At 34.6% G+C, this 21737-nt stretch carries 25 protein-coding genes and 1 tRNA gene; 14 read left to right on the top strand and 12 right to left on the bottom strand.

Going from position 1 to position 21737, the window contains the following annotated elements; genetic code table 11:
• Positions 1–135: 135 nt before the first annotated feature.
• The 4 genes from DB895_RS11215 to DB895_RS11200 form a co-directional block, all read right to left on the bottom strand.
• Positions 136–210, bottom strand: a tRNA-Val gene (locus DB895_RS11215).
• 90 nt (positions 211–300) lie between these two features.
• A complete protein-coding gene (locus DB895_RS11210) occupies positions 301–1521 on the bottom strand; it encodes a bifunctional folylpolyglutamate synthase/dihydrofolate synthase (RefSeq protein WP_116725452.1) in 1221 nt (406 codons plus the stop codon).
• A 36-nt stretch (positions 1522–1557) separates the two neighbouring features.
• Positions 1558–2442 (bottom strand): energy transducer TonB, encoded by an 885-nt coding sequence (locus DB895_RS11205; protein ID WP_116725451.1) that lies wholly within the window; start codon positions 2440–2442, stop codon positions 1558–1560.
• 108 nt (positions 2443–2550) lie between these two features.
• Positions 2551–3621 carry an anhydro-N-acetylmuramic acid kinase gene (locus DB895_RS11200; RefSeq protein WP_116725450.1) on the bottom strand — a complete coding sequence of 357 codons (1071 nt, stop codon included), beginning with the start codon at positions 3619–3621 and terminating at the stop codon, positions 2551–2553.
• An 89-nt stretch (positions 3622–3710) separates the two neighbouring features.
• Here DB895_RS11200 and DB895_RS11195 point away from each other — a divergent pair, with 89 nt between their 5' ends.
• A complete protein-coding gene (locus DB895_RS11195; RefSeq protein ID WP_116725467.1) occupies positions 3711–4850 on the top strand; it encodes an acyl-CoA dehydrogenase family protein in 1140 nt (379 codons plus the stop codon).
• 79 nt (positions 4851–4929) lie between these two features.
• Here the strand turns inward: DB895_RS11195 and DB895_RS11190 are convergent, their stop codons facing one another.
• Complete coding sequence (locus DB895_RS11190) at positions 4930–7128, bottom strand: right-handed parallel beta-helix repeat-containing protein (protein ID WP_116725449.1); 2199 nt, start codon at positions 7126–7128, stop codon at positions 4930–4932.
• Between the two features lie 266 nt (positions 7129–7394).
• On the opposite strand from DB895_RS11190, the gene DB895_RS11185 reads away from it, so the two are divergent.
• From DB895_RS11185 to DB895_RS11125, 13 genes are all read left to right on the top strand, one after another.
• The gene (locus tag DB895_RS11185) at positions 7395–8012 is read left to right on the top strand and encodes a Crp/Fnr family transcriptional regulator (RefSeq protein ID WP_243694667.1); all 618 of its coding nucleotides are present in this window, start codon (positions 7395–7397) and stop codon (positions 8010–8012) included.
• A gap of 94 nt (positions 8013–8106) precedes the next feature.
• Positions 8107–8526 carry a DM13 domain-containing protein gene (locus DB895_RS11180; protein WP_116725447.1) on the top strand — a complete coding sequence of 140 codons (420 nt, stop codon included), beginning with the start codon at positions 8107–8109 and terminating at the stop codon, positions 8524–8526.
• Between the two features lie 5 nt (positions 8527–8531).
• Positions 8532–9431, top strand: a complete 900-nt coding sequence (locus DB895_RS11175) for a hypothetical protein (protein WP_116725446.1) — start codon at positions 8532–8534, stop codon at positions 9429–9431.
• An 81-nt stretch (positions 9432–9512) separates the two neighbouring features.
• Positions 9513–9980: a YHS domain-containing (seleno)protein gene (locus tag DB895_RS11170; protein ID WP_243694666.1), complete on the top strand. Its 468-nt coding sequence runs from the start codon at positions 9513–9515 to the stop codon at positions 9978–9980.
• The gene (locus DB895_RS11165; protein ID WP_116725445.1) at positions 9980–10366 is read left to right on the top strand and encodes a DoxX family protein; all 387 of its coding nucleotides are present in this window, start codon (positions 9980–9982) and stop codon (positions 10364–10366) included. Before DB895_RS11170 ends, DB895_RS11165 begins: the two co-directional genes overlap by 1 nt.
• Entirely contained in the window at positions 10360–10848 is a 489-nt protein-coding gene (locus tag DB895_RS11160) for a DinB family protein (RefSeq protein WP_116725444.1), read from the top strand. The genes DB895_RS11165 and DB895_RS11160 overlap by 7 nt, the downstream gene beginning before the upstream one ends.
• The gene (locus DB895_RS11155) at positions 10836–11543 is read left to right on the top strand and encodes an NRDE family protein (RefSeq protein ID WP_116725443.1); all 708 of its coding nucleotides are present in this window, start codon (positions 10836–10838) and stop codon (positions 11541–11543) included. The genes DB895_RS11160 and DB895_RS11155 overlap by 13 nt, the downstream gene beginning before the upstream one ends.
• Positions 11544–11549: 6 nt before the next feature.
• Positions 11550–12584, top strand: a complete 1035-nt coding sequence (locus DB895_RS11150; RefSeq protein WP_116725442.1) for an ATP-grasp domain-containing protein — start codon at positions 11550–11552, stop codon at positions 12582–12584.
• Between the two features lie 2 nt (positions 12585–12586).
• A complete protein-coding gene (locus DB895_RS11145) occupies positions 12587–13234 on the top strand; it encodes a hypothetical protein (RefSeq protein ID WP_116725441.1) in 648 nt (215 codons plus the stop codon).
• A gap of 29 nt (positions 13235–13263) precedes the next feature.
• Positions 13264–13941, top strand: a complete 678-nt coding sequence (locus DB895_RS11140) for an SDR family NAD(P)-dependent oxidoreductase (protein ID WP_116725440.1) — start codon at positions 13264–13266, stop codon at positions 13939–13941.
• A gap of 53 nt (positions 13942–13994) precedes the next feature.
• Positions 13995–14348 (top strand): four helix bundle protein, encoded by a 354-nt coding sequence (locus tag DB895_RS11135; RefSeq protein WP_116725439.1) that lies wholly within the window; start codon positions 13995–13997, stop codon positions 14346–14348.
• Between the two features lie 19 nt (positions 14349–14367).
• Complete coding sequence (locus DB895_RS11130) at positions 14368–14967, top strand: SprT-like domain-containing protein (protein ID WP_116725438.1); 600 nt, start codon at positions 14368–14370, stop codon at positions 14965–14967.
• A 12-nt stretch (positions 14968–14979) separates the two neighbouring features.
• Positions 14980–16041: a mannose-1-phosphate guanylyltransferase gene (locus DB895_RS11125; RefSeq protein WP_116725437.1), complete on the top strand. Its 1062-nt coding sequence runs from the start codon at positions 14980–14982 to the stop codon at positions 16039–16041.
• A 114-nt stretch (positions 16042–16155) separates the two neighbouring features.
• Here DB895_RS11125 and DB895_RS11120 read toward each other — a convergent pair whose 3' ends face one another.
• The 7 genes from DB895_RS11120 to DB895_RS11090 form a co-directional block, all read right to left on the bottom strand.
• Positions 16156–16917: an ABC transporter ATP-binding protein gene (locus DB895_RS11120; protein ID WP_116725436.1), complete on the bottom strand. Its 762-nt coding sequence runs from the start codon at positions 16915–16917 to the stop codon at positions 16156–16158.
• Positions 16917–17663 carry an MlaE family ABC transporter permease gene (locus tag DB895_RS11115; protein ID WP_116725435.1) on the bottom strand — a complete coding sequence of 249 codons (747 nt, stop codon included), beginning with the start codon at positions 17661–17663 and terminating at the stop codon, positions 16917–16919. Before DB895_RS11115 ends, DB895_RS11120 begins: the two co-directional genes overlap by 1 nt.
• A gap of 86 nt (positions 17664–17749) precedes the next feature.
• Positions 17750–18601, bottom strand: a complete 852-nt coding sequence (locus DB895_RS11110) for a glycosyltransferase (RefSeq protein ID WP_116725434.1) — start codon at positions 18599–18601, stop codon at positions 17750–17752.
• 106 nt (positions 18602–18707) lie between these two features.
• Entirely contained in the window at positions 18708–19340 is a 633-nt protein-coding gene (locus DB895_RS11105; RefSeq protein ID WP_116725433.1) for a WG repeat-containing protein, read from the bottom strand.
• A 170-nt stretch (positions 19341–19510) separates the two neighbouring features.
• Positions 19511–20041 carry a methyltransferase domain-containing protein gene (locus DB895_RS11100; RefSeq protein WP_116725432.1) on the bottom strand — a complete coding sequence of 177 codons (531 nt, stop codon included), beginning with the start codon at positions 20039–20041 and terminating at the stop codon, positions 19511–19513.
• A 97-nt stretch (positions 20042–20138) separates the two neighbouring features.
• Complete coding sequence (locus DB895_RS11095) at positions 20139–21197, bottom strand: 3-oxoacyl-ACP synthase III family protein (protein WP_116725431.1); 1059 nt, start codon at positions 21195–21197, stop codon at positions 20139–20141.
• A gap of 139 nt (positions 21198–21336) precedes the next feature.
• Complete coding sequence (locus tag DB895_RS11090) at positions 21337–21702, bottom strand: group III truncated hemoglobin (protein WP_116725465.1); 366 nt, start codon at positions 21700–21702, stop codon at positions 21337–21339.
• Positions 21703–21737 lie beyond the last annotated feature (35 nt).

The raw sequence follows: 21737 nt of genomic DNA, 5'->3' as shown, positions 1-21737 counted from the left end.
TATGAGATTTTCTAGGGTCTCGATTTTGCTCCTTTAGCATTAAGATTGAATGAATAATTTGGTATATGTAGCAAAGCAAAAAGCCGATAAATCCTAAGATTTATCGGCTTTTGAAACCATTTGTTATTAAACTTGTGGGCGATGAGGGGTTCGAACCCCCGACCCCCTCGGTGTAAACGAGGTGCTCTGAACCAGCTGAGCTAATCGCCCTATTTTGCAATTGTAAATAAATCTATTTCCTTATTGCGTGTGCAAATATAAGGCACTTTTTTAAATACACAAACAAAAATCAATAAATTTTCATAAAATTTCTGCAACTACAAAAGTACTGCCGCCAATATATATAAAGTCTGATTTTGTTGCCGTTTGTAGGGCTTTAGCATAAGATTCTGTAACAGAATTGAATACTTCCCCGTATAAATGGTGTTCGGCTGCTTTTTGTTTCAATATTGTAGCATCTAATCCGCGAGGAATATTCGGTTTGCAAAAATAATATTTTGCATTTTTAGGGAATAAAGGCAAGATTTCGTCCAAATCTTTATCGTTTACGACTCCCAATACAAAATGTAAGGTATCAAATTTTTCCTGCTGTATCTGATTTAATACAATTGTCAATCCATGTTTGTTATGGGCAGTGTCGCAAATCACTTTTGGGGAATCATTTATTTGTTGCCATCTTCCATAAAGCCCGGTGTTTTTTATCACATGTAACAATCCAGTTTTAATGTGCTTCTGAGAAACTTTAAATTCATATAGAGAATTCAATACTTGTATCGTTTGTAAAACAGTTTTCTTATTTTGATTCTGATAGTCTCCCTTTAATTCGCATGGAAAAGTTTCTTTATAATTATCGGATGCAAAGTAAATTTCAGAATGGGTTTCTTTGGCTTTAGCTAAAAAAATGGGTTTGGTTTCGGTTGTATATTCACCGATGATTACAGGTACATTCGGTTTAATAATGCCGGCCTTTTCCATTGCAATGCCCTCTAAAGTAGTGCCCAAAAACTGGGTGTGGTCTAATCCAATATTGGTGATTACAGAAATTAAAGGGGTAATAATGTTTGTGGAGTCCAATCGGCCACCCATTCCAACTTCAATTATAGCAATGTCTACTTTTTGGGTTTTGAAATAATCAAATGCTAATCCCACCGTCATTTCAAAAAAACTCAGTTCATTGTTTTCGAAGAATAATTTATGTTTGTCTATAAAATTACAGACAAATAGTTCTGAAATTTCGTTCCCGTTAATTTTGATCCGTTCTCTAAAATCTTTTAAATGTGGTGAGGTGTATAATCCCACTTTAAAACCCGATTCTTGAAGTATAGAAGCAAGCATATGCGACGTAGAACCTTTGCCGTTTGTGCCGGCAACATGGATGCAACGGATATTTTTTTCTGGATTTTCGAGGTAATCGGCCAGTAAAAGGGTATTGGTTAAATCTTTTTTATATGCCGTTGCACCTTGTAGTTGGTAAATGGGAAGTTGGTTGAACATCCAATTGACCGTTTCTTGATAATTCATTTTTTGTTTTAAAATAAAAGAGAGCCGATTTTATATTTAATCGGTTAGTTTAAAATTATAAATAATTTTACCCACTTGTTTTTCGGGAGCACCTTCGTCTGATTGCCATTTGGTATTCATCGCTGCAATTTTGGCTTGATCCAACAGGCATTTTGCGGCATTTGTAGTTCCTCTAATTCCGGGATTCGCATTAATTACTCTTCCGGATTTATCTACTGATATTTGTACTACTACAATACCTTGTTCGTCACAAAGATAATTGGGTTGTGGTTTATTTAATGCTTTTCTGTTCCCTAATTGATAGTTACCATTGCCGTTTCCTGTCCCGCTTCCAGAACCATTTCCGTATCCGCTTCCAGTTCCTAGACCTTGGCCGGTGCCGTTTCCACCACCACTTCCTGTTCCGGTTCCGCCACCACCATTATAGCCATTGGCATTAATGTCGCCATTTGCTTTTCCTTTGTTTCCCGCCACCTTATCATCACCGTCCCCAGATTTGCTGGAACCGTTCAATAAATTGGATAATGCGTCAGAAGTTGATTTGGATGGTTTTGGAACTACTTTCACAATAGGTTTTTCAACCTCAATTTTTTTAGGGGTTTCGACAGGTTTCTTAACGTTTACGATTGCTGGTGCATCTTCATTTTCACTAACCACAATTTCTTTTTCAGTAGTGACGGTTGGTTGTGTTTGTTTGGGTGCCGAAAGTACTTTTTCGACAGATTGAAAATTATTTCCCGACCCCATTTCACTATCACCAAAATTCACCGCGACTTCACCGCCACCGCCACCGCCGTCCAATGCAGGTAATTCAATTTGATTTGAGAATTTGAGATAGACGAAAAGTAAAAACAACAGCGCAAATAATGCAGTTGTCATCGCTAATGATTTCTTTTTATTTTCTATTTCGGTGAATTCCATATTTTATTGCTATTTGAACTTTAAACCTAATAACGTATATAACTAAAATAAATTGTTTTTAGCCAACTCATTACGTGCAAATGTAAGTATTTTTTTGATATACTTTACTTAGTTTACGTGGTATATAATTCCTGAAATGTGGTCATTTTTTGCGCCAGTTACAGTGCTAAGAACATTAGTTTCGTTTCGTAATTTTAAAACACCAAGTAAAGCAAAAATTAATGCTTCCTTGAATTCTAAAATTTGATTTGAAGGAATGATGACATTAATGTTGGGTAAATAATTTTGAATTCGCTCAATCAGGAACTCATTGTAGGCCCCTCCACCTGTAATTAATAATTTCCCTTTTTTATTAGGCAAGGCCAATGCAATTTGAATGGCGACATGTTCGGTAAAAGTGCGCAATTTGTCTTCCATCCGAATAGAATAGCTTTCCATTATAGGAAAAATGATTTCCTTTACAAATTCAAACCCCAAAGATTTAGGAAAACTCTTTTGATAAAAATCCAAAGCATCCAATTCATTCAACAGACTTTCATTGATCTCTCCAGAGCGGGTAATTAGTCCTTTGTCATCATATTCTAGGCCCAATTGATTGGCATAAAAATTCAAAACGGTATTCACAGGCGAAATGTCAAAGGCAATTCGATTTCCATTTAATTCGAACGAAATGTTGGAAAACCCGCCCAAATTCAAACAATAGTCATATTCCGAAAATAATATCCGATCGCCTATAGGTACTAATGGAGCACCTTGACCTCCCAATTGAACATCCTGAACCCGAAAATCGCAAACCACTGTTTGGTTGCACAAAGTGGCAATTTCAAGAAGATTGCCTATTTGAAGGGTAAAACCGTTCTGGGGTTGGTGCAAAATCGTGTGTCCATGAGAACAAACGGCGTCGAGAGCATCGATTTTATATTTTTCAATGAAATCGGAAATGATGTTTGCCAAAAGAGCGGTGTAGTTGCGATTCAGAATTTGCAATTCCTTTTCAGAAAAACCTACGGCAAGTTTTAGTTCGTTAATCCAGTTTTTATTATAGCTAACGGTTTCGCATTCCAGAATTTTGAAAGACCATTTTCCGTTAATGATATTGAAATTAATGTGCGCCAAATCGATGCCATCCAGAGAAGTCCCTGACATAACACCAATAACGTTATAGTTTTCTTTTAACATGAGCCAAAATTACAAATCAAAATTGAAAATTTCGCAATAAAAAATTACCTTTGGCTAAAATTTTAGACAAACCACAACTTTTTTTAATTATGGATTTTAATCTTACGGAAGAACATTTAATGATTCAACAAGCGGCAAGAGATTTTGCCCAAAATGAATTATTACCTGGAGTAATTGAAAGAGATGAATATTCTAAATTTCCGACAGAACAGGTGAAAAAAATGGCAGAACTTGGTTTTCTGGGTATGATGGTGGATCCTAAATACGGTGGCTCAGGACTGGATAGCATATCATATGTTTTAGCGGTAACCGAACTTGCAAAGGTTGATGCTTCCGCTGCTGTAATTATGTCGGTAAACAATTCTTTGGTTTGTGCCGCTTTAGAAAAATATTGCAATGAAGAGCAAAAAGTAAAATATTTGGTTCCACTTGCAAAAGGGGAGGTTATTGGAGCCTTTTGTTTGTCAGAGCCCGAAGCAGGTTCAGATGCGACTTCCCAAAAAACCACGGCCATCGATAAAGGAGATTATTATTTGTTAAACGGAACAAAAAATTGGATTACCAATGGTTCTACGGCTTCTACCTATATAGTAATAGCCCAAACGGATATTGAAAAAGGACATAAAGGAATTAATGCTTTTATAGTTGAAAAAGGTTGGGCTGGTTTTGCGATTGGTCCCAAAGAGAAAAAAATGGGAATTCGGGGTTCAGATACCCATTCCATAATGTTTACCGATGTAAAAGTGCCAAAGGAAAACCGAATTGGTGCTGACGGATTTGGATTTAATTTTGCCATGGCAGTTTTAAATGGCGGAAGAATAGGGATTGCATCCCAAGCGTTGGGCATTGCCACGGGAGCTTATGAACTGGCCTTGAAATATGCGCAAGAGCGTAAAACTTTCGGGAAAGAAATTTTCAAGCACCAAGCCATCGCATTCAAACTGGCCGATATGGCGACACAAATCATGGCTGCAAAAATGTTGGTTTTTAAAGCGGCTTCTGAAAAAGACGAAAGGAAAGATATTTCACAATCTGGGGCAATGGCTAAGTTATTTGCCTCGCAAACGGCAATGGACACCACGATTGAAGCAGTACAAATTCACGGCGGAAATGGTTATGTTGCCGAATATCATGTAGAACGCATGATGCGGGATGCCAAGATTACCCAAATTTATGAAGGGACATCAGAGATTCAACGAATAGTGATTTCGAGAAGCTTGATTTCTTAAATATCATATTTATATAGTAAAAAGTCCAAACTCAAAATTTTGAGTTTGGACTTTTTTATTCATTAAACGTATGATTAGTTTATTTTTTGATAATTTTTTCAGCTTTACATTCGGAGATATCGGTTTTAAAAAAATACATTCCTGAGGCAAGTGAGCCAATGTTCATAGTATTCAAGCCGGTGTGCATTTTTCCTTTAGAAACCACCTGTCCCATTTGATTATAAATCTCAAAATTGGCATTTTCTTTAACAACATTCAGTTGAACGAAAAACTCGTTTTCAAACGGATTGGGAAAGACCACAATTCCTTCTTGAAGAGTGCTGGAATCTACCGATAAAGCAGGGCAGGAAGTGTTTGAATTTATTAAAATTTTAGAGGTATAAGGTTGCAACGTAATGCTGGTGCAAACTTCATTATTGTCTAAATCTAGATATTTAGTGGTTCCTAAACTTACGACAACAACATCATCGGTAGGATTGGTAAACAAAGTTTCATAGCTTGTAGAAGTACTCCAGTTTACAAAACTTTCCTTTGAGTGCATATCTAAAGCGGAAGTTGTTTGCCAATCGGTAAGAGAATAGGTTGAACTCGTACTGCTTGAAGTGGGAACATAAACACAATTTGCAGTGTTGTAGGGATTGAAATAATAATTATAATCTATAGTGCCTTGTTTGTAACCTCCTGTGTTGTCAACCATTCGCACCATGTAGGCTGTGGGTAATTTGGCAAAGAAAATATTTTCGGTAACGTTCATTCCAGTCATCTGAGTAGGAAATAAAATACTCCCATTATAATCAATTCCGTAATTACAGCCGTAAATGGTGTTTCCTTTTACGGTATTATTATTCGAACCCGCATTTAGGTAAATTCCTTTTTGCGTTCTGTTATAGATGGTGTTGTTTTGCATGGTACAATTGTTCACATCATTATCAAAATACATGGCAGGTGTGACAAAGCTCGGTTTGAAGGTGCCTTCCGTATTTCCATCGCTGGCGGTCACGAAATTATTTTGAAAGATGGTGTGATGTGTACCTCCTCCAAAACAGTGCAAAGCCCCTCCATCATTGTTCAATTGCATGGCGTTGGTGACTATATTTTTTTCTACTAAATGGTAGCCCCCATCGGCTGAAATGCCACAATATCCCGCTCCGTCCACACTATTATGGTGGATGTAACAGTTATTCACAAAAGCACATTTAATGGCGGTCATGTTAATTTGCGAACCATCTCCATAGTTTCTAAACTGGCCGATATTCTTTAATGTGTTGTGATGAATCGTAGCATTTCCACCTTTTCCCCAGCAGTAAATCCCCATACCATCAACACCCTCAAGGTAATTGTTGCTCATCTCATTGTAACTCCCTTTATCACTAATCCCATAATTATATTGACCTTTAAAAGTACAATTGTCCGTTATGATATGGGTGTTGTTTTCTGATAGGATTGCGATTCCCGCATTAGTTTGTTTTTCAAAATCAAGTTGGCTTATCGAAATATAGGATGCCGTCGAACCAATTTCGATTCCATTGGTATGTACGGAAGCTTCGCAATTTAAAGTATTGGGATCAACGGAAGATTTATAGCTCATAAGCTGGGTTGCACTGTCGTATTGCCACTCGTTTACCACATCCAAATGGGCTAAATTCCCGTAAACAAAATAACCGTATTGATTGAGTGCCACGAGTTGCACATTGGTATTGAAATTGATTTGATCGGAAGCAACCGAGCTAATTTGTGTTTTCTCCCAACACCATTGGGCGGTATGGATGCAAATTTTTGCGTTATCGAATAAGGCACTCGACAAACTTGTGATTGAAGCATCTTTCAAATAATTTTTTTGTCCTGAATCTAACGTTAAATATTGGTGGTCATTAGGATACCGAGCTAAAATCATTTCTTGGTTATCAACAAAAAAGGAAGTTACGGGTTGGGTGAAAATTGCTTGATAATAGTCTCCGTTTAAATTCCAAGAAGTCACTAATTCAGCACCACTTATAATAGGTTTTTCACCCGTGCCATAAGACGTTAAAGTGATATAACTTGAGGAATTTCCTCCCTGATTTAGTGTGATTTTGCCACGGAATACATCTCCCGCCCTAAAATAAACAGAATCGCCAGGCAGCAGTGTTGCACTATTCAGTTTATCGATGGTTTTCCAGGGGGTAACTTGGGAAGTCCCGTCGTTGCTGTCATTACCGTTGGTAGATAAATAATAATTTGTTGCTTGTATATTGTTAACAAACAAAATAGCAACTATAAAAGGGAAAAATCGTTTCATGGTTATCTATACTTTAGGTTTTAAATATAAGACTAAAATTAAATAAAATGGTTTAATGTTAAATTTTTTATAAATATTTCTGCTATAAAAATTAAAATATTTTGAATACCTGTTGATTGAAATTTATAGATTGAATCAGACATTATTAGGAGTAGTTTAATTTATTTTGAAAATTTATATACATTTACACCCTATGATTTTACCCTATGTATGAAGAATTAAAATATTGGTACTTACGTGATCACAAGTTGTTTTGGACATTAAGTATGTCACAAATAAAGCAATTGTGTATTATAACGGGATTCAAAAAAGCTAAAAAAGGCGATATTATTTATTTTTCTTCCAGTGACGTTCCAAGAATTTTTTTGCTTAAAAAGGGTAATATTAAAATTGTATCTATTGACGAGAACGGAAATGAGATGATAAAAGATATTATTCAAAAAGGGGATTTGTTTGGAGAATTGACTTTAGAAAGCGATAAAAACTCTAATGAATATGCTAAAGCATTAACTGATGAAGTTTCGATTTGTAGTTTCTTACTTTCTGATTTTGAAGATTTAATGCTGAAAAATCCCAATCTAGCCTTAACTTATACCAAATTTGTAGGTTTAAAAATGAAGCGTATCAAGAATAATTATTCTAATTTGATTTCTAAAGACGCTAAAACACGATTGCATACTTTTCTAAGGGAATGGGCTGAAAGAGAAGGGCATTTTAATGGAAATAAAGTAACAATTGAAAATTACCTTACCCAAGCAGATATTGCCCAAATCATAGGTACTTCACGCCAAACAGCCACGCAATTGCTTAATGAAATGGAGGATAAACAATTGATTTATTACAATAGGAAAGAAATTTTGATTGATGATTTTTCTAAGTTGTAGCATTATTTTGTCCCCATTGTAAAGTAGCTGACATTTTCATTTACCATGTCGAATTACTTTTGATTTATTAAAATTGATAATCAAATGTATAGCTATGAAAACACACTTTTTATTACTTCCAATTTTACTCTTGTTTTTGTCTTGTGAAGTACAAGGAGATTTAACACGAGACGGAATTCAGAAAATGATTGACGCTTCAAATTCAGTTTTAAAATACGAAGGGATGTTAGTGCCTACCAATCGTATAAAAGTAACTGGAGCGGCGAAAATTTATTTAGAGAACAATCAGTTCCAATTGGAATTGGATGATTTTAGTATATCTGAAGGACCGGATTTAAAAGTGTATTTATCAAAATCAAACACTCCCATCGACTTTGTTAATTTAGGAAATTTGACTACCGAAACGGTCTATACCGTTCCTCAAAATGTCGATGTGTCGGTCTATAGCTATGTGCTCATTCATTGTCAGCAATACAATCATTTATTTGCTGTTGCAGAATTAACAAAAAAATAGATAGGATGAAAAAGACATTTTGGGTGCTAACATTTTTTTTAACCACAATTTTTATTCATGGACAAGGGTGCAGTGATGCAGGAATTTGTTCTGTTGGAAATGGATTTAAACCAACAGGGAATGTGTTGAAAAACAATGTTGAAATTGCTACTGTTTTTGGAGCCGGCAAATCGGATATCACTTATTTTTCTCCTTATATTTCCTTTTCAAGAAAGATAAATAATGCTTTTTCGTTAGGATGTAAAGTTACTTTCTCTACCGCTAATGGGAATTTTGGAACAAGAGCTTCTTTTGGTGATGCCTACTTGATTGGAAATTATACGTTCAAAGAAAGAAAGAACAAACAATGGAGTACTTTAATGGGGTGGAAATTTCCGTTTACAAGTTCCAACAAAAAAATCAATGGTTATTCCCTTTCTTTGGACTACCAATCGAGTTTGGGAACATTTGATTTGTTTCTTGGAGCCAATTTGAAATATAGAAAATGGGATTTTAATGCCTCAATCCAAATCCCAGTTTTTAACAATAACAAAAATTCGTATTTCAAAGAATTTTCTGGAACTGGTGATTTTCCTTCAACTAATTTATTTGTGCGCAAATCGGACGCTTTGTTGAGAGTAACTCACACCATAAAAACGGTGCATCAAAAAGTTATTTTTAAACCGAATATTTTATTTATTTACCATCTTGGAGAAGATAGTTATGAAACAATTTTTAGTAATAGAGAAACCATTCCGGATTCTGATGGATTAACGATTAACGGAAATTTAATTGCTACATACAATTTTGACACACGCAATAGCATTGAACTTTCTTTAGCAACTCCATTTGTGGTTAGAGCTGTTCGTCCAGATGGATTGACTCGAAAATATGTTATAGGGGTTCAATATAATATTATATTTTGATTTTAATTCTTCAAATGTAAAGTAGCCGACAGACACTTTTTTTTAGACCATTTATCTTTGTAGTATTAAAACGGAATCTTTATGACAATGAAAAAACAATTTTTAATTTTACTTGTAACTTTATGTGCTGCAACAACATTTGCGCAAACTGCTGCAAAAAGAGTGAGGGAATTCAATTTAGAAAACAAAGTGGCCATTCATGGATATGATCCTGTGGCTTATTTCAAAAAGAATAAAGCCGTTAAAGGAACGGTTGGGGTGTCTTTAATTTATGAAGGAGTAATTTATTATTTTTCGACTCCAGCTAACAAAGATGTTTTTATTAAAAACCCTGTAAGTTTTGAACCGCAATTTGGTGGCTGGTGTGCGTATGCTATGGGAAGTTCAGCAGAAAAAGTGGAAGTTGATCCCAATACTTTTAAAATCATTGACGGGAAATTGTATTTGTTTTATAACGCCTATTTCAATAATACCTTAAAAAGTTGGAATAAGGATGAGGTTAACTTGAAAGCAAAAGCGGAGAATAACTGGAAAAAAATTATAAAATAATGAAAAAAAATATATTTGTGTGGATTATAAAATGGGTGGTCGTTGTTATTTTAGTACAAACGTTATTCTTTAAATTCACGGGAGCCGAAGAAAGTGTGTATATTTTTACAAAATTAGGCGTTGAATCTTTTGGCAGGATTGCCTCGGGGATGGTTGAATTAGTGGCTTCTATTTTAATTTTGATTCCTCGAACCACTTTAATAGGCGCAATTTTAGGAATGGGTACGATGGCAGGAGCTATAGCTTCACACCTTTTTGTTATTGGGATATCGGTCCAAAATGATGGCGGAGTGCTTTTTAGTTTAGCAATTATAACGTTTATTTGTTGTGCAGTTCTAGCTTTTCAAAAAAAGATTCCTAAATTGTTAAAATTTCAATTATGTTAATACCTTCCATACATAATAGTTTGAATGAATTGATAGGTTTACTTCAGCAACTTTCCGATAAGGAATATTCAAATCCTTGTTTCGAATTAAGTCAGGCCAGCATTGGTGAACACAGTCGGCATATTATAGAAATGTTCCAATGTTTAGAAAATCAATACGATACCGGGATTGTAAATTACGATCATCGGGAGCGTAATATTCATGTCCAAACCAATACTGAATTTGCTATTTCCAGAATTAGAGGGATTATTAACAGTTTAGAAAAACCGAATAAAAAAATAGAATTACAACAAGTAGTAGATAATGAGCCAGTTGTTATTGAAAGCAATTACTTTAGGGAATTGCTTTATAATTTAGAACACTGTATTCATCATCAGGCATTAATTAAAGTCGCCATCTTGCGGCATGAAGAAATTCTTGTACATGAAAATTTTGGAGTAGCTCGTTCCACAATAGAATATAGGAAACAATGTGCACAGTAAGTTTTGTTTGTTCCAACGGTAAAGTAATCATCACCTCCAATCGGGATGAACAAGTGTCTCGTCCAGCAATTTTGCCTAAAAATTATCTAATAAACAACAAAAGAATCATTTTTCCCAAAGACCCTAAAGCGGGTGGTACTTGGTTTGCGGTCGCTGAAAATACCACGGTTTTGGTTTTGCTAAATGGCGCTTCCGAAAAACATCAATGGCAACCGCCGTACCGAAAAAGTCGCGGTTTAATCGTATTGGATATCATTAGTAGCGATTTTTCTTTAATGATTTGGGAATCAATTAATTTAAATAATATTGAACCTTTTACTTTAGTTTTGTATCAAACGCAAAAACTGTATCAATTGCGATGGGATGGATTGGAAAAAGAATTAGTTCAGATAAACGAAAAACAGAATTATATTTGGTCTTCTTCCACTTTATATTCTCAAGAAATAAGGGATAAAAGGGCCACTTGGTTTTATCAATTTTTAAAAGCTATACCAGAGGCAAATGAAGAAGAACTAATCCGTTTTCATAGGTGTAATAATGAAAGTAATAAAGAAAACGGTTTGGTAATTAACAGAAACGACACTCTCAAAACCTTGAGTATTACACAAGCTGTAATTGAACAAAATAAAGTAGAATTGTCTCATTTTGATTTGTTAAATCATAACACATTTGTGAATTCATTTGTAATTATTTAAATTATTTTGAAATTATTCTTTCATAAAATATTGCATTGGGAATATTGGCCTATGGAAATTGTCTATTTCCCTATCTTTTTTTTGTGGACTTATTATGCTTTGAAAACTAAATCGATTTTCTTTTTTAATGCATCTAATCCAAGTATCAAAAATGGTGGATTCATCATGGAAAGCAAAAAAGCAATTTATAATTTAATTCCTCAACAGTATTATCCTAAAACGGAGCTAATAGAAGAAGGAATTTCGTTTGACACGATCTTGAAAACTATAGAAAAAAAGCAAATTCAATACCCATTTATTGCAAAACCTGACATTGGTTTGAGAGGATCGGCAGTAAAAAAAATCAATAATCAAGAGGAATTAAAATCGTATTCTGAAAAAGCAAATTTTGATTATTTGATTCAAGATTTAATTCCATATGCTAATGAAATCGGAATTTTCTATGTGCGATATCCAGATGAAAAGACAGGGAAAATCACGGGGATTGTTGCCAAGGAATTTTTAGTTGTCACTGGTGATGGAGTGGCAACTATAGAAACTCTAATCCGAAAAAATCCACGTCACGAAATGCAATTAAAAGTATTGCAAAAGGAATACGGGAATCGTCTTCAAAGCGTTTTGCTTAAAGGGGAGCAAAGAAATTTAGTGCCATATGGAAACCACATTCGCGGCGCCAAATTCATTGACGGAAGCCATTGGATAACACCAGAATTAACCCAAACTATTAATGAAGTCTGCCTGCAAATACCTGATTTTTATTTTGGAAGATTGGATGTCATGTACAATACTTTGGAAGAATTAGAGCGAGGAGAAAACTTCTCAATTGTAGAATTAAATGGTGCGGCAAGTGAGCCAACCCACATTTATGATCCCAAACATTCTGTCTTTTTTGCATGGAGAGAATTGGGTAAGCACATTAGGTATATGTATGAAATCAGTGTTATAAATCACAATAAAGGAATTTCATATTTACCCCATAAAGTAGGGATGCATGAATACCGTTTGCATATTCAGCAAAACAAGAAAATTCTAAATTTCTAAAATTGGATGGGGTAAAAAACATACTAGTTGGTTTCTTAGTAAGCTTTGTTGGTTCTATTCCTTTAGGCTATTTGAATGTTATTGGGCTCCAAATCTATAATAAGCTAGGAATAAATAATGTCATTCTATACTTATTTGGCGTGATATCTATTGAAGTTTTTGTTGTTTATTTTACTTTAATTTTCGCCGAACGGCTATCAAATGAAAGAAAATTAATCAAAATCATCGATGGGTTTTCTATATTCTTTATGTTATTGTTAGCATATTCTTTTTATTCACAATCCCATATGGGAACTTCCAGTCCTGTAATGACAACGAAATATCTTGATCATTCACCATATCTTATTGGAGTGATTTGGAGTAGTTTTAATTTTATACAAATTCCTTTTTGGATTGGATGGAACTTATATTTAACCCATGCGCAATTTATCTCAGTAGAAAAAAAGTATAAATTATTGTATGTTCTTGGAACGTTAATAGGTACGTTTTTAGGTATGCTAGCACTAATTTTGGGATTAAATTTGGTTGTCCAAAATTCCGAAAAAATATCCAAATATTTATTTTCGACATTAATTCCATTGTTTTTTCTGGCCATGGCTTTTTTTCAGACATTTAAGTTTTATAAAAAATATTTCAATATTAAAAATTGATTTATATTTACGACTTACAAAAACCGAAAATGAAAAAAATCATTATTACCGGAACCTCAAGAGGAATTGGGCATGAATTGGCTTTACAATTTGCCCATGCGGGCCACCAAGTTTTAGCTTTGTCAAGAAACATTTCCCAAACCTTGTTGGGACAGGAAAATATAACCTGTCTTTCCGTCGATATATCAAAGGAAGAGGAGTTGGTTCAGGTCAACGATTTTCTTTTCTCAACCTGGAAAAATGTTGATGCAGTAATCCACAATGCCGGAAGGCTATTGCTGAAACCTTTTGCCGAAACTACTTCTGAGGAATTCGAAAATATCTACAAAGTTAATGTTTTTGGGGTAGCCAATCTTACCCGAATTTGTTTGCCTTATTTGCAAAAAGGAAGCCATGTGGTTACCATTAGTTCCATGGGGGGGATTCAAGGAAGTATGAAATTCGCGGGACTTTCTGCTTATAGTTCTAGTAAGGGAGCGGTTATCACTTTGTCCGAATTGTTAGCAGAGGAGTGTAAGGAGCAAGGCATTGCTTTCAATGTTTTGGCATTGGGTTCCGTTCAGACGGAAATGTTGGCCGAAGCCTTTCCAGGGTATCAAGCTCCAATTACGGCAAGCGAAATGGCCAATTACATTTTTGATTTTACTCTTAATGGAAATAAATATTTTAATGGAAAAGTGTTGCAAGTTTCTTCAACAACACCATAGTAATTATGAGTTATAAATTATGAGTTGAAAAACTTGACAATAAATTGAAAATCATGAGTGATAGTATCATAAAGGAAAAGAGTTTTGAACTGGCTGTTTGTGGAGTTAATTTTTATAAATATTTAGTTGCAGATAAGAAAGAGTTTGTAATGAGCAAACAGTTTTTACGGTCTGTAACTTCAGTTGGGGCAAATGTTAGTGAAGTAGTTAATGCTCAAAGTAAAGCAGATTTCATTCATAAACTATCTATTTCTCAAAAGGAGTGTGATGAAACTATGTATTGGTTGGAGTTATTGAAAGAGACAGAGTATATTTCAGAAAATGATTTTAAATCAATTCATGAAAAAAGTAATGTAGTTTTAAAAATTATTAGAAGTATAATCATCACCACAAAGAAAAACTTATAACTTATAATTCATAACTACTTTGATTGAAACGTTATCAAAATATATTCCCGAGCACGCTGTAAAACCTGTTTTTGAATTGATTGTCTCAAATCAGGTGCATCTTAAAATCGTTAATGAACGTGTGACTCGTCATGGTGATTATAGAAAAGGGTTGAGCGGGAAACATGAAATTACGGTGAATGCCAGTTTAAATAAATACAAGTTTTTGATTACCCTCATACATGAAATTTCGCACCTAGTGGCATTTGAAAAATTCGGAAGGAACATTAAACCCCATGGAAATGAATGGAAATATTCTTTCCAAATAATGATGGTTCCCTATATACGACCTGAAATTTTTCCGAGTCATTTGTTGCCTTTATTGGCAAGGCATTTTAAAAATCCTTCTGCAAGCAGTGATACTGATGCAACTTTATCGTTAGCATTAAAACAATTTGATCAACAGAATGATAAAAATTATATCTTTGAAATTCCATATGGGAGTGTTTTTAGAATTCACAACGGGAAAATTTTCAAAAAAGGGGCGTTAAGAACGAAGCGATACGAATGTGTTGAGGTAAGTTCGGGACGAATGTACTTATTCAATCCAAATGCTGAAATAGAATTATTAACTAGATAAAAACTGAAATCAATGAATAAAAATTATTACGCAATTTTAATGGCCGGTGGAGTAGGTTCTCGATTTTGGCCAGTGAGCACCACCGAATTTCCAAAGCAATTTCATGATATGCTGGGTTCTGGGGATACCTTGATTCAGAAAACATTTAGCAGATTGTCTCAATTGATACCTGTTGAAAACATATTGATTTTAACCAATGAAAAGTACAATGCTATTGTTTTAGAGCAATTGCCTATGGTAAAACAGGAACAGGTATTGCTTGAACCGGCGATGCGTAATACGGCACCTTGTATTTTATATGCGTCACTAAAAATAAAAAAACAAAACCCTGATGCCGTTATGGTTGTTGCGCCCAGCGACCATTGGATTGAAGATGAACAATCATTTTCGGATAATTTAAAACAATGTTTTGATTATTGTGCCAATGAAAATGCCTTGATGACTTTAGGGATTCAACCTACTTTTCCAAACACAGGTTTTGGTTATATCGAATTTGACAAAACGGACACCAAACCAATCAAGAAAGTAAGTCAGTTTAGAGAAAAACCAGATTACGAAACGGCGAAATCTTTTCTGGACAGTGGTAATTTCTTGTGGAATGGCGGAATTTTTATCTGGAGTGTAAAATCTATTACGGAAGCTTTTGAAAAATTTCAACCTCAAATGAATGCCTTGTTTTTGAAAGGTTGGGAAAGTTATAATACAGGTGAAGAACAGTCTTTTATTGAAGCGAATTATGGGCTTGCCGAAAATGTTTCTATTGATTATGCAGTTATGGAAACGGCTAAAAACGTGTTTGTCCTTCCTGCTACTTTCGATTGGAATGATCTGGGAACTTGGGGTTCCTTACATGAGAAACTAGATAAGGATGAAAATAATAATGCGGTGGTAAATGCCACGGTTTTACTTAAAAATGCTTCCAGTAATATTATTAGCACTGCAAAAGATAAACTTGTAATTATTGATGGATTAGAAGATTTTATTGTGGTAGACAAAGACAATGTTTTATTGATTTATCCTAAAAGTAAGGAGCAGGAAATAAAGGGAATTGTCAGTCAGTTGAAACGCCAATAGATAAATATTATCCAAATTTATAAAAAGGCTTTATTGACGATTTCGAGCTAAAAACAACTTTTTAAGTAGAAAAATAAATGATTTTAAAGCGTTCGCCTCAGTGAACGCTTTTTTTTATTCCTTCAAATAAGCTTCCCTTACTTTCTTAAATAAATTGGAAGAATATACGAATTCTACGATAGCTTCATTGTCAGTTCTAAAAATTTCTTCTCTGGTTCCTTCCCATGCTTTTAAACCGTTTTTAAGAAAAATAATCTTCTCTCCAATTTCCATTACCGAGTTCATATCATGGGTGTTTATGACTGTAGTGATGTTGTATTCTTGAGTAATTTCTTCAATCAAATTGTCAATTAAAATGGCGGAATTTGGGTCTAATCCCGAGTTGGGCTCGTCGCAAAATAAATATTTTGGGTTGTTTACTATTGCCCTTGCTATGGCGACCCTTTTTTGCATTCCTCCCGAAATTTCAGACGGAAGTTTATGGTGTGCATCCACTAAATTTACTCTTTTCAACACAAAATCAACTCTGTCTTGAATTTCAGATTTGGAGTTGTGCGTAAACATTCGCAATGGGAATGCTACGTTTTCAGACACAGTCATGCTGTCAAACAAAGCACTTCCTTGAAAAACCATGCCAATTTCAGTTCTCAGTTCTCTTTTTTCGTCTGGAGTCAACTCCGAATATATTCTGCCGTCAAAGGAAATAGTTCCCGAATCTGGAGTATGAATCCCCAATAGGCTTTTTAGCAAAACAGTTTTTCCGGATCCACTTTGACCAATAATTAAATTGGTTTTTCCAGTTTCAAAAATGGTAGAAACCCCTTTTAATACTTTACTGTCTCCAAATGATTTTTCGATGTTTTTGACTTCTATCATTAGGTTAATAGTAATTGAGTTAAAATATAATTTAGCAGAATAATAGTAACGGATGTCCAAACAAAGGCTACGGTACTTGCTTTGCCCACCTCAAGTGCCCCACCTTTCATGTAATACCCATGAAATGAAGGTATAGTGGCTAAAAGTATGGCGAAAATGAAGGTTTTTATAAAAGCATATGTAATATGAAAAGGGATGAAATCCTGTTGAAGACCGTCAATAAAGTTGGCGCTGCTTCCAAAACCACCATAAACACTAGCGCAAAATCCCCCAAAAATGCCAAGAAACATCGAAATTCCTATAAGAAATGGGTATAATAAAAGGGCAATTATTTTGGGGAAAACCAAATAATTCAATGAATTTACCCCCATGACTTCTAATGCGTCAATTTGTTCCGTAACTCTCATGGTTCCGATGCTTGAGGTGATGAAGGAACCCATTTTCCCAGCCATGATAATGGAGATGAAAGTGGGGGCAAACTCTAAAATTATGGATTGCCTAGTAGCATAACCAATAAGGTATTTAGGAATTAACGGACTGGTTAAATTTAAGGCAGTTTGAATGGCTACAACTCCCCCTACAAAGAAGGAAATGAAAGCAGCAATTCCAAGAGATCCAATAATCAGGTCATCGATTTCTTTGAAGATTAGGCCTTTCATAACAGACCATTTGGTTGGCTTGTTGAAAATTTCTTTCCACATCAAAAAATATTTTCCAATTTGCGATAAGTAACGAATGAGCATCATAAATTTAATATATATGCGAAAGTACGAAAATAGTTAGGAGTTATAAGTTGTGGGTCAGGAGTTTTTTTGACGGATCAAAAATCCAATTACCGAATTAGTTTCTCTTTCATTTTTTGTAGGCGATACTTTCTAATGAATTTGGCTTGGTCCTTTGTAACCAATAAGGGCGTTTTTGCAAATTGGGCTTTCCAAAAGCCTTTTAAATAATCTAAAAACAAAAGGGGTTTCTTTTTCATCATCGCCAGTTTTGCCGAGGCTATCGCGGTAATAAAAAAACCATATCCTAAGGTATAGAAAGCTTCTCCTTGTTTGTAGCGTGCCGTTTTGTTGTAGTTGGCTCCGGTGGGTTTGAGGTGTTTTACTTTTAAGCGTTCGTCGGTTACCACTTTCCATCCATAGAATTTACACAGCAATTCGTCAACGGTGTCCCAACCCATAGCTGGTTTTAGGGTTCCTATTTGGAGGAAACATTCTTTCCTGTAGGCTTTAAACGCGCCGCGAATATGATCTTTGTCAGTTAGGTTTTCCAGAATCCATTCCCCGTTTTTCTCAATGTAGGCAAATCCGCCCGCCATTCCTATTTTTGGATCCAATTTAAAATGGTTGCTAATGGTTTCAAAATAGGTATTGGGTAAAATTAAATCGGCGTCCAATTTTACAATAAAATCGTACTTGTCGTCTAAAGTTTCAAATCCCTTATGGAAAGCCTGTATCACCTTGCTTCCTGGCAAATGAATGGCGTTTGAAGTCGCGTTTATTAGGGAAATTGAAGAATGCTCCTTTATGTAATCCAGAACAATAGCGGCGGTTTTATCAGTGGAATTGTCATTAACCACCACTATTTTTTTAGGCAAAAGGGTTTGTGAAAGTATGGATTGCAAGGTCAATGCAATGTGTTTTTCTTCGTTGTGGGCAGGAATGATGATGTAAAAATCCATTTATTAAATATAACGTCACGTTGGAATTGTAAAAATAGTAATTCACTTCATAAAAAATGGGGATTCCTATAAAGAAATCCCCATTTTTTATGAATGAAAAAAAATATTAATGAATATCTGTAGCTTCTTTTTTGCTTTCAAAAGCTGTAATGTTATCATAAACCACTGGTATTACTTCAAGACCAGTTTTATCAATAAATCCTAGTTTTTCTTTTTGATCTTTAACTAAAGCCCAGTTCTTTTTGACATCATCAAATTTTGAAATGTCAACATACTTAACGGGAACAACAATTCTTCCGTCTTTATTAACAAATCCTTTTAAACCTTTTGCTTCAACAAGCATCCAGTCTTTTGTATATTCTCCAAAAGCACCTACTTTATCATAAATTGTAGATACTATTTCTTTTCCCGAATCATCAATGAAACCAAATTTCCCGTCTTTTTTAACTAGTGCCCATCCTTTAGTTTGAATGCCATATTTTTCTATTGATTCGTATTTGGCTTCCACCATTAATTTGCCGCTTTTGTCATATAAACCAAATAGGTTATTAACCCCTACTTTAGACCAATTAGGGTGAATTTCATCAAAAGGTTCTACTGAACTGTATTTAGTGGGGATGATTTCTATTCCGTTCTCGTTCACTACTCCAAATTTATCTGCGGAACTAACTACAAATTGTTTTTGGGCAAATGAAAATGTAAATAATAATACTGCAGCAGATGTGTAAATTGCTCTCATAATTTTGGTTTTTTAATTTCTTGTGGGTTGATTACCTTGGAAACAATATTACTAAATTAATTCGATTAAAAACAAATAAGTCCGACGAAATACATTATTTAGCTGAATTTAATTAAAGCGTAAAAATTTAAAAGGCATTTTTGTAAAAAAGATATTTTTGTCGCAAAGTTTTAAGAAATTTTTTGTTTTTCTGCGTAAATTATGTAATATCTATTAACAAATTTTCTTAAAAATGGACGAATTCCAATTTTGTTTACAGGATTAGTCCATTTTTGCCTATCGATGATTTTCCAACCCGTTTTTTCGAGTAGCCAATCCAGTTGCCAATCTTCAAATTCGTGGTAATGTCTGTCCCACATGTCGGTTTTGCTGCGATAGGCAGGGGAAAACCACAATCGCATGGGGATAGAAATGAAAAGTTTTTCGGATTTTATTTCGTTAAGGATGGTATAAGGATTTAGTAAATGTTCAAAGATCTCAAAAGCGGTGACAACGTCCGTTTTTTGATTTTGAAAAACATTTTGATTTCCGTCTAAATCTTCACCCGTAGTATTGATTACTGAAAATCCTTCTTGTTTCATTATTTTTGAAAAAGGATTTTCAACACCTAAATCTAAAATAGTTTCTGAAGTTGAAATGTGCTTTTTTAAGAATTCTAAAGTATGTTTGAATCTTTTGTTGGGAAATGTTTTTTCGTACATATTGGTTTTTTAGCCCTGATGGAAGCGGCATCCTTTTCTTGATTGCTGTCAAGCAAGAAAAGATATAGCGTACAGCAGGATGAGCTTCAAAAAAAAATTAATATCGGTATACAAATGCGTTGACATTCATTCCGGCGCCTACGGATGCAAAAATGAGAACATCGCCTTTATGGATTTGTTGCTTTTCGATTTTTCCGTTAATAAGGAGGTCGAAAAGGGTTGGAATTGTTGCAACGCTACTATTCCCTAAGTTGGTAATGGTCATTGGCATGATTCCTTCCGGCATTTTTTTATCATATAATTTATAAAATCGATTCACGATTGCCTCATCCATTTTTTCATTAGCCTGGTGGATTAGGATTTTTTTGACATCCTCAATTGCGATACCACTTTTATCCAAGCACTCTTTCATGGCTTGCGGAACTCGACTTAAAGCAAATTCATAGATTTTTCGGCCATACATTTTTATATAGCGAATATTGGGGTCTAAATTCTTATTAAAGGAACATCCAAAATACAAAAAATGAGCTTCATCTAATGCGTAAGTTGCGTTTTCATAGGATAATAAACCAGAATCGTCATCAGAGGCTTCAATGACGGAAGCGCCAGCTCCGTCTGAATAGATCATGCTGTCTCTATCGTGGGGATCAACCACTCTAGAAAGGGTTTCTGCCCCAATAACCAAGCAGCGTTTCGCCATTCCGGATTTGATAAACGCATTGGCTTGAAGGACACCCTCTATCCAGCCTGGACAACCAAAAAGGATATCAAAAGCGACACATTTAGGGTTCTGAATTTGTAATTTATGTTTAACACGCGTGGCCAAACTGGGCACTGTATCGGTTTGAATAGTATTTGGTTGTACGTCGCCAAAATTATGGGCTAATATGATATAATCTAAAGTTTCGGGGTCTATATTAGCGTTTTTGATCGCTTTTTGAGCTGCGAAGAAAGCTAAATCTGATGAGCATTGACTTGGTTCGGCATAGCGTCTTTCCTCAATTCCCGTAATGCCTTTAAATTTTCCAATAGTAATTTCATTGGTTTGGACAAACGGACTCCCGTCATCGTTAAGGAAAACATGTTTGTCAAAATCGGTATTGGCTACTTTTACTTCAGGAATATAACTACCTACTCCAGTTATTTTTATGTTCATTGGAAAGTTTATGATAAAATTTATGTAAATTTAAAGATAAATAATTGAAATATACAATAAATTATATTATGCGCGCATATAATTATTGAATAATCTATTTTTGTGGATTTCCTTAATTAATTTAATAATAAAAATAAAATTATCGCAGCTTTATTTTCATTACCGTCGCGATTGATAAAGCTCTGGTTTTCATGTTTTCAGCAATAGTTCCTGAAAAATTTTCATCAATTGTTAGGTTGAAATAGTTGAGCCAAATGGCAAAATGTTCCTCAGAAAATTTTAAATTGGAATTAACGTCTTGATGTATTTGCATCACATTTTTTCTATAACTACCCGTATTAAAGAGCATTTCTTCCCAAAAATCAACCAATTCAAGCAAATGAGGTTGTAAGTCTATTTTTGCCACCTCGGTAAATATGAAATTGATATTGGTGTCACGAAGTAGTTTTACATAAAAGGCACTCATTAATAAATGCAAATCATCCCTAGTTTGTACGTCTCTCATAATTTTAAAAATAAAAAAATGCCTTTTTTGAGGCA

This window comes from Flavobacterium psychrotolerans, assembly GCF_003097635.1.
Classification (GTDB): domain Bacteria; phylum Bacteroidota; class Bacteroidia; order Flavobacteriales; family Flavobacteriaceae; genus Flavobacterium; species Flavobacterium psychrotolerans.
This window is presented reverse-complemented; position numbering and strand designations above follow the sequence as displayed.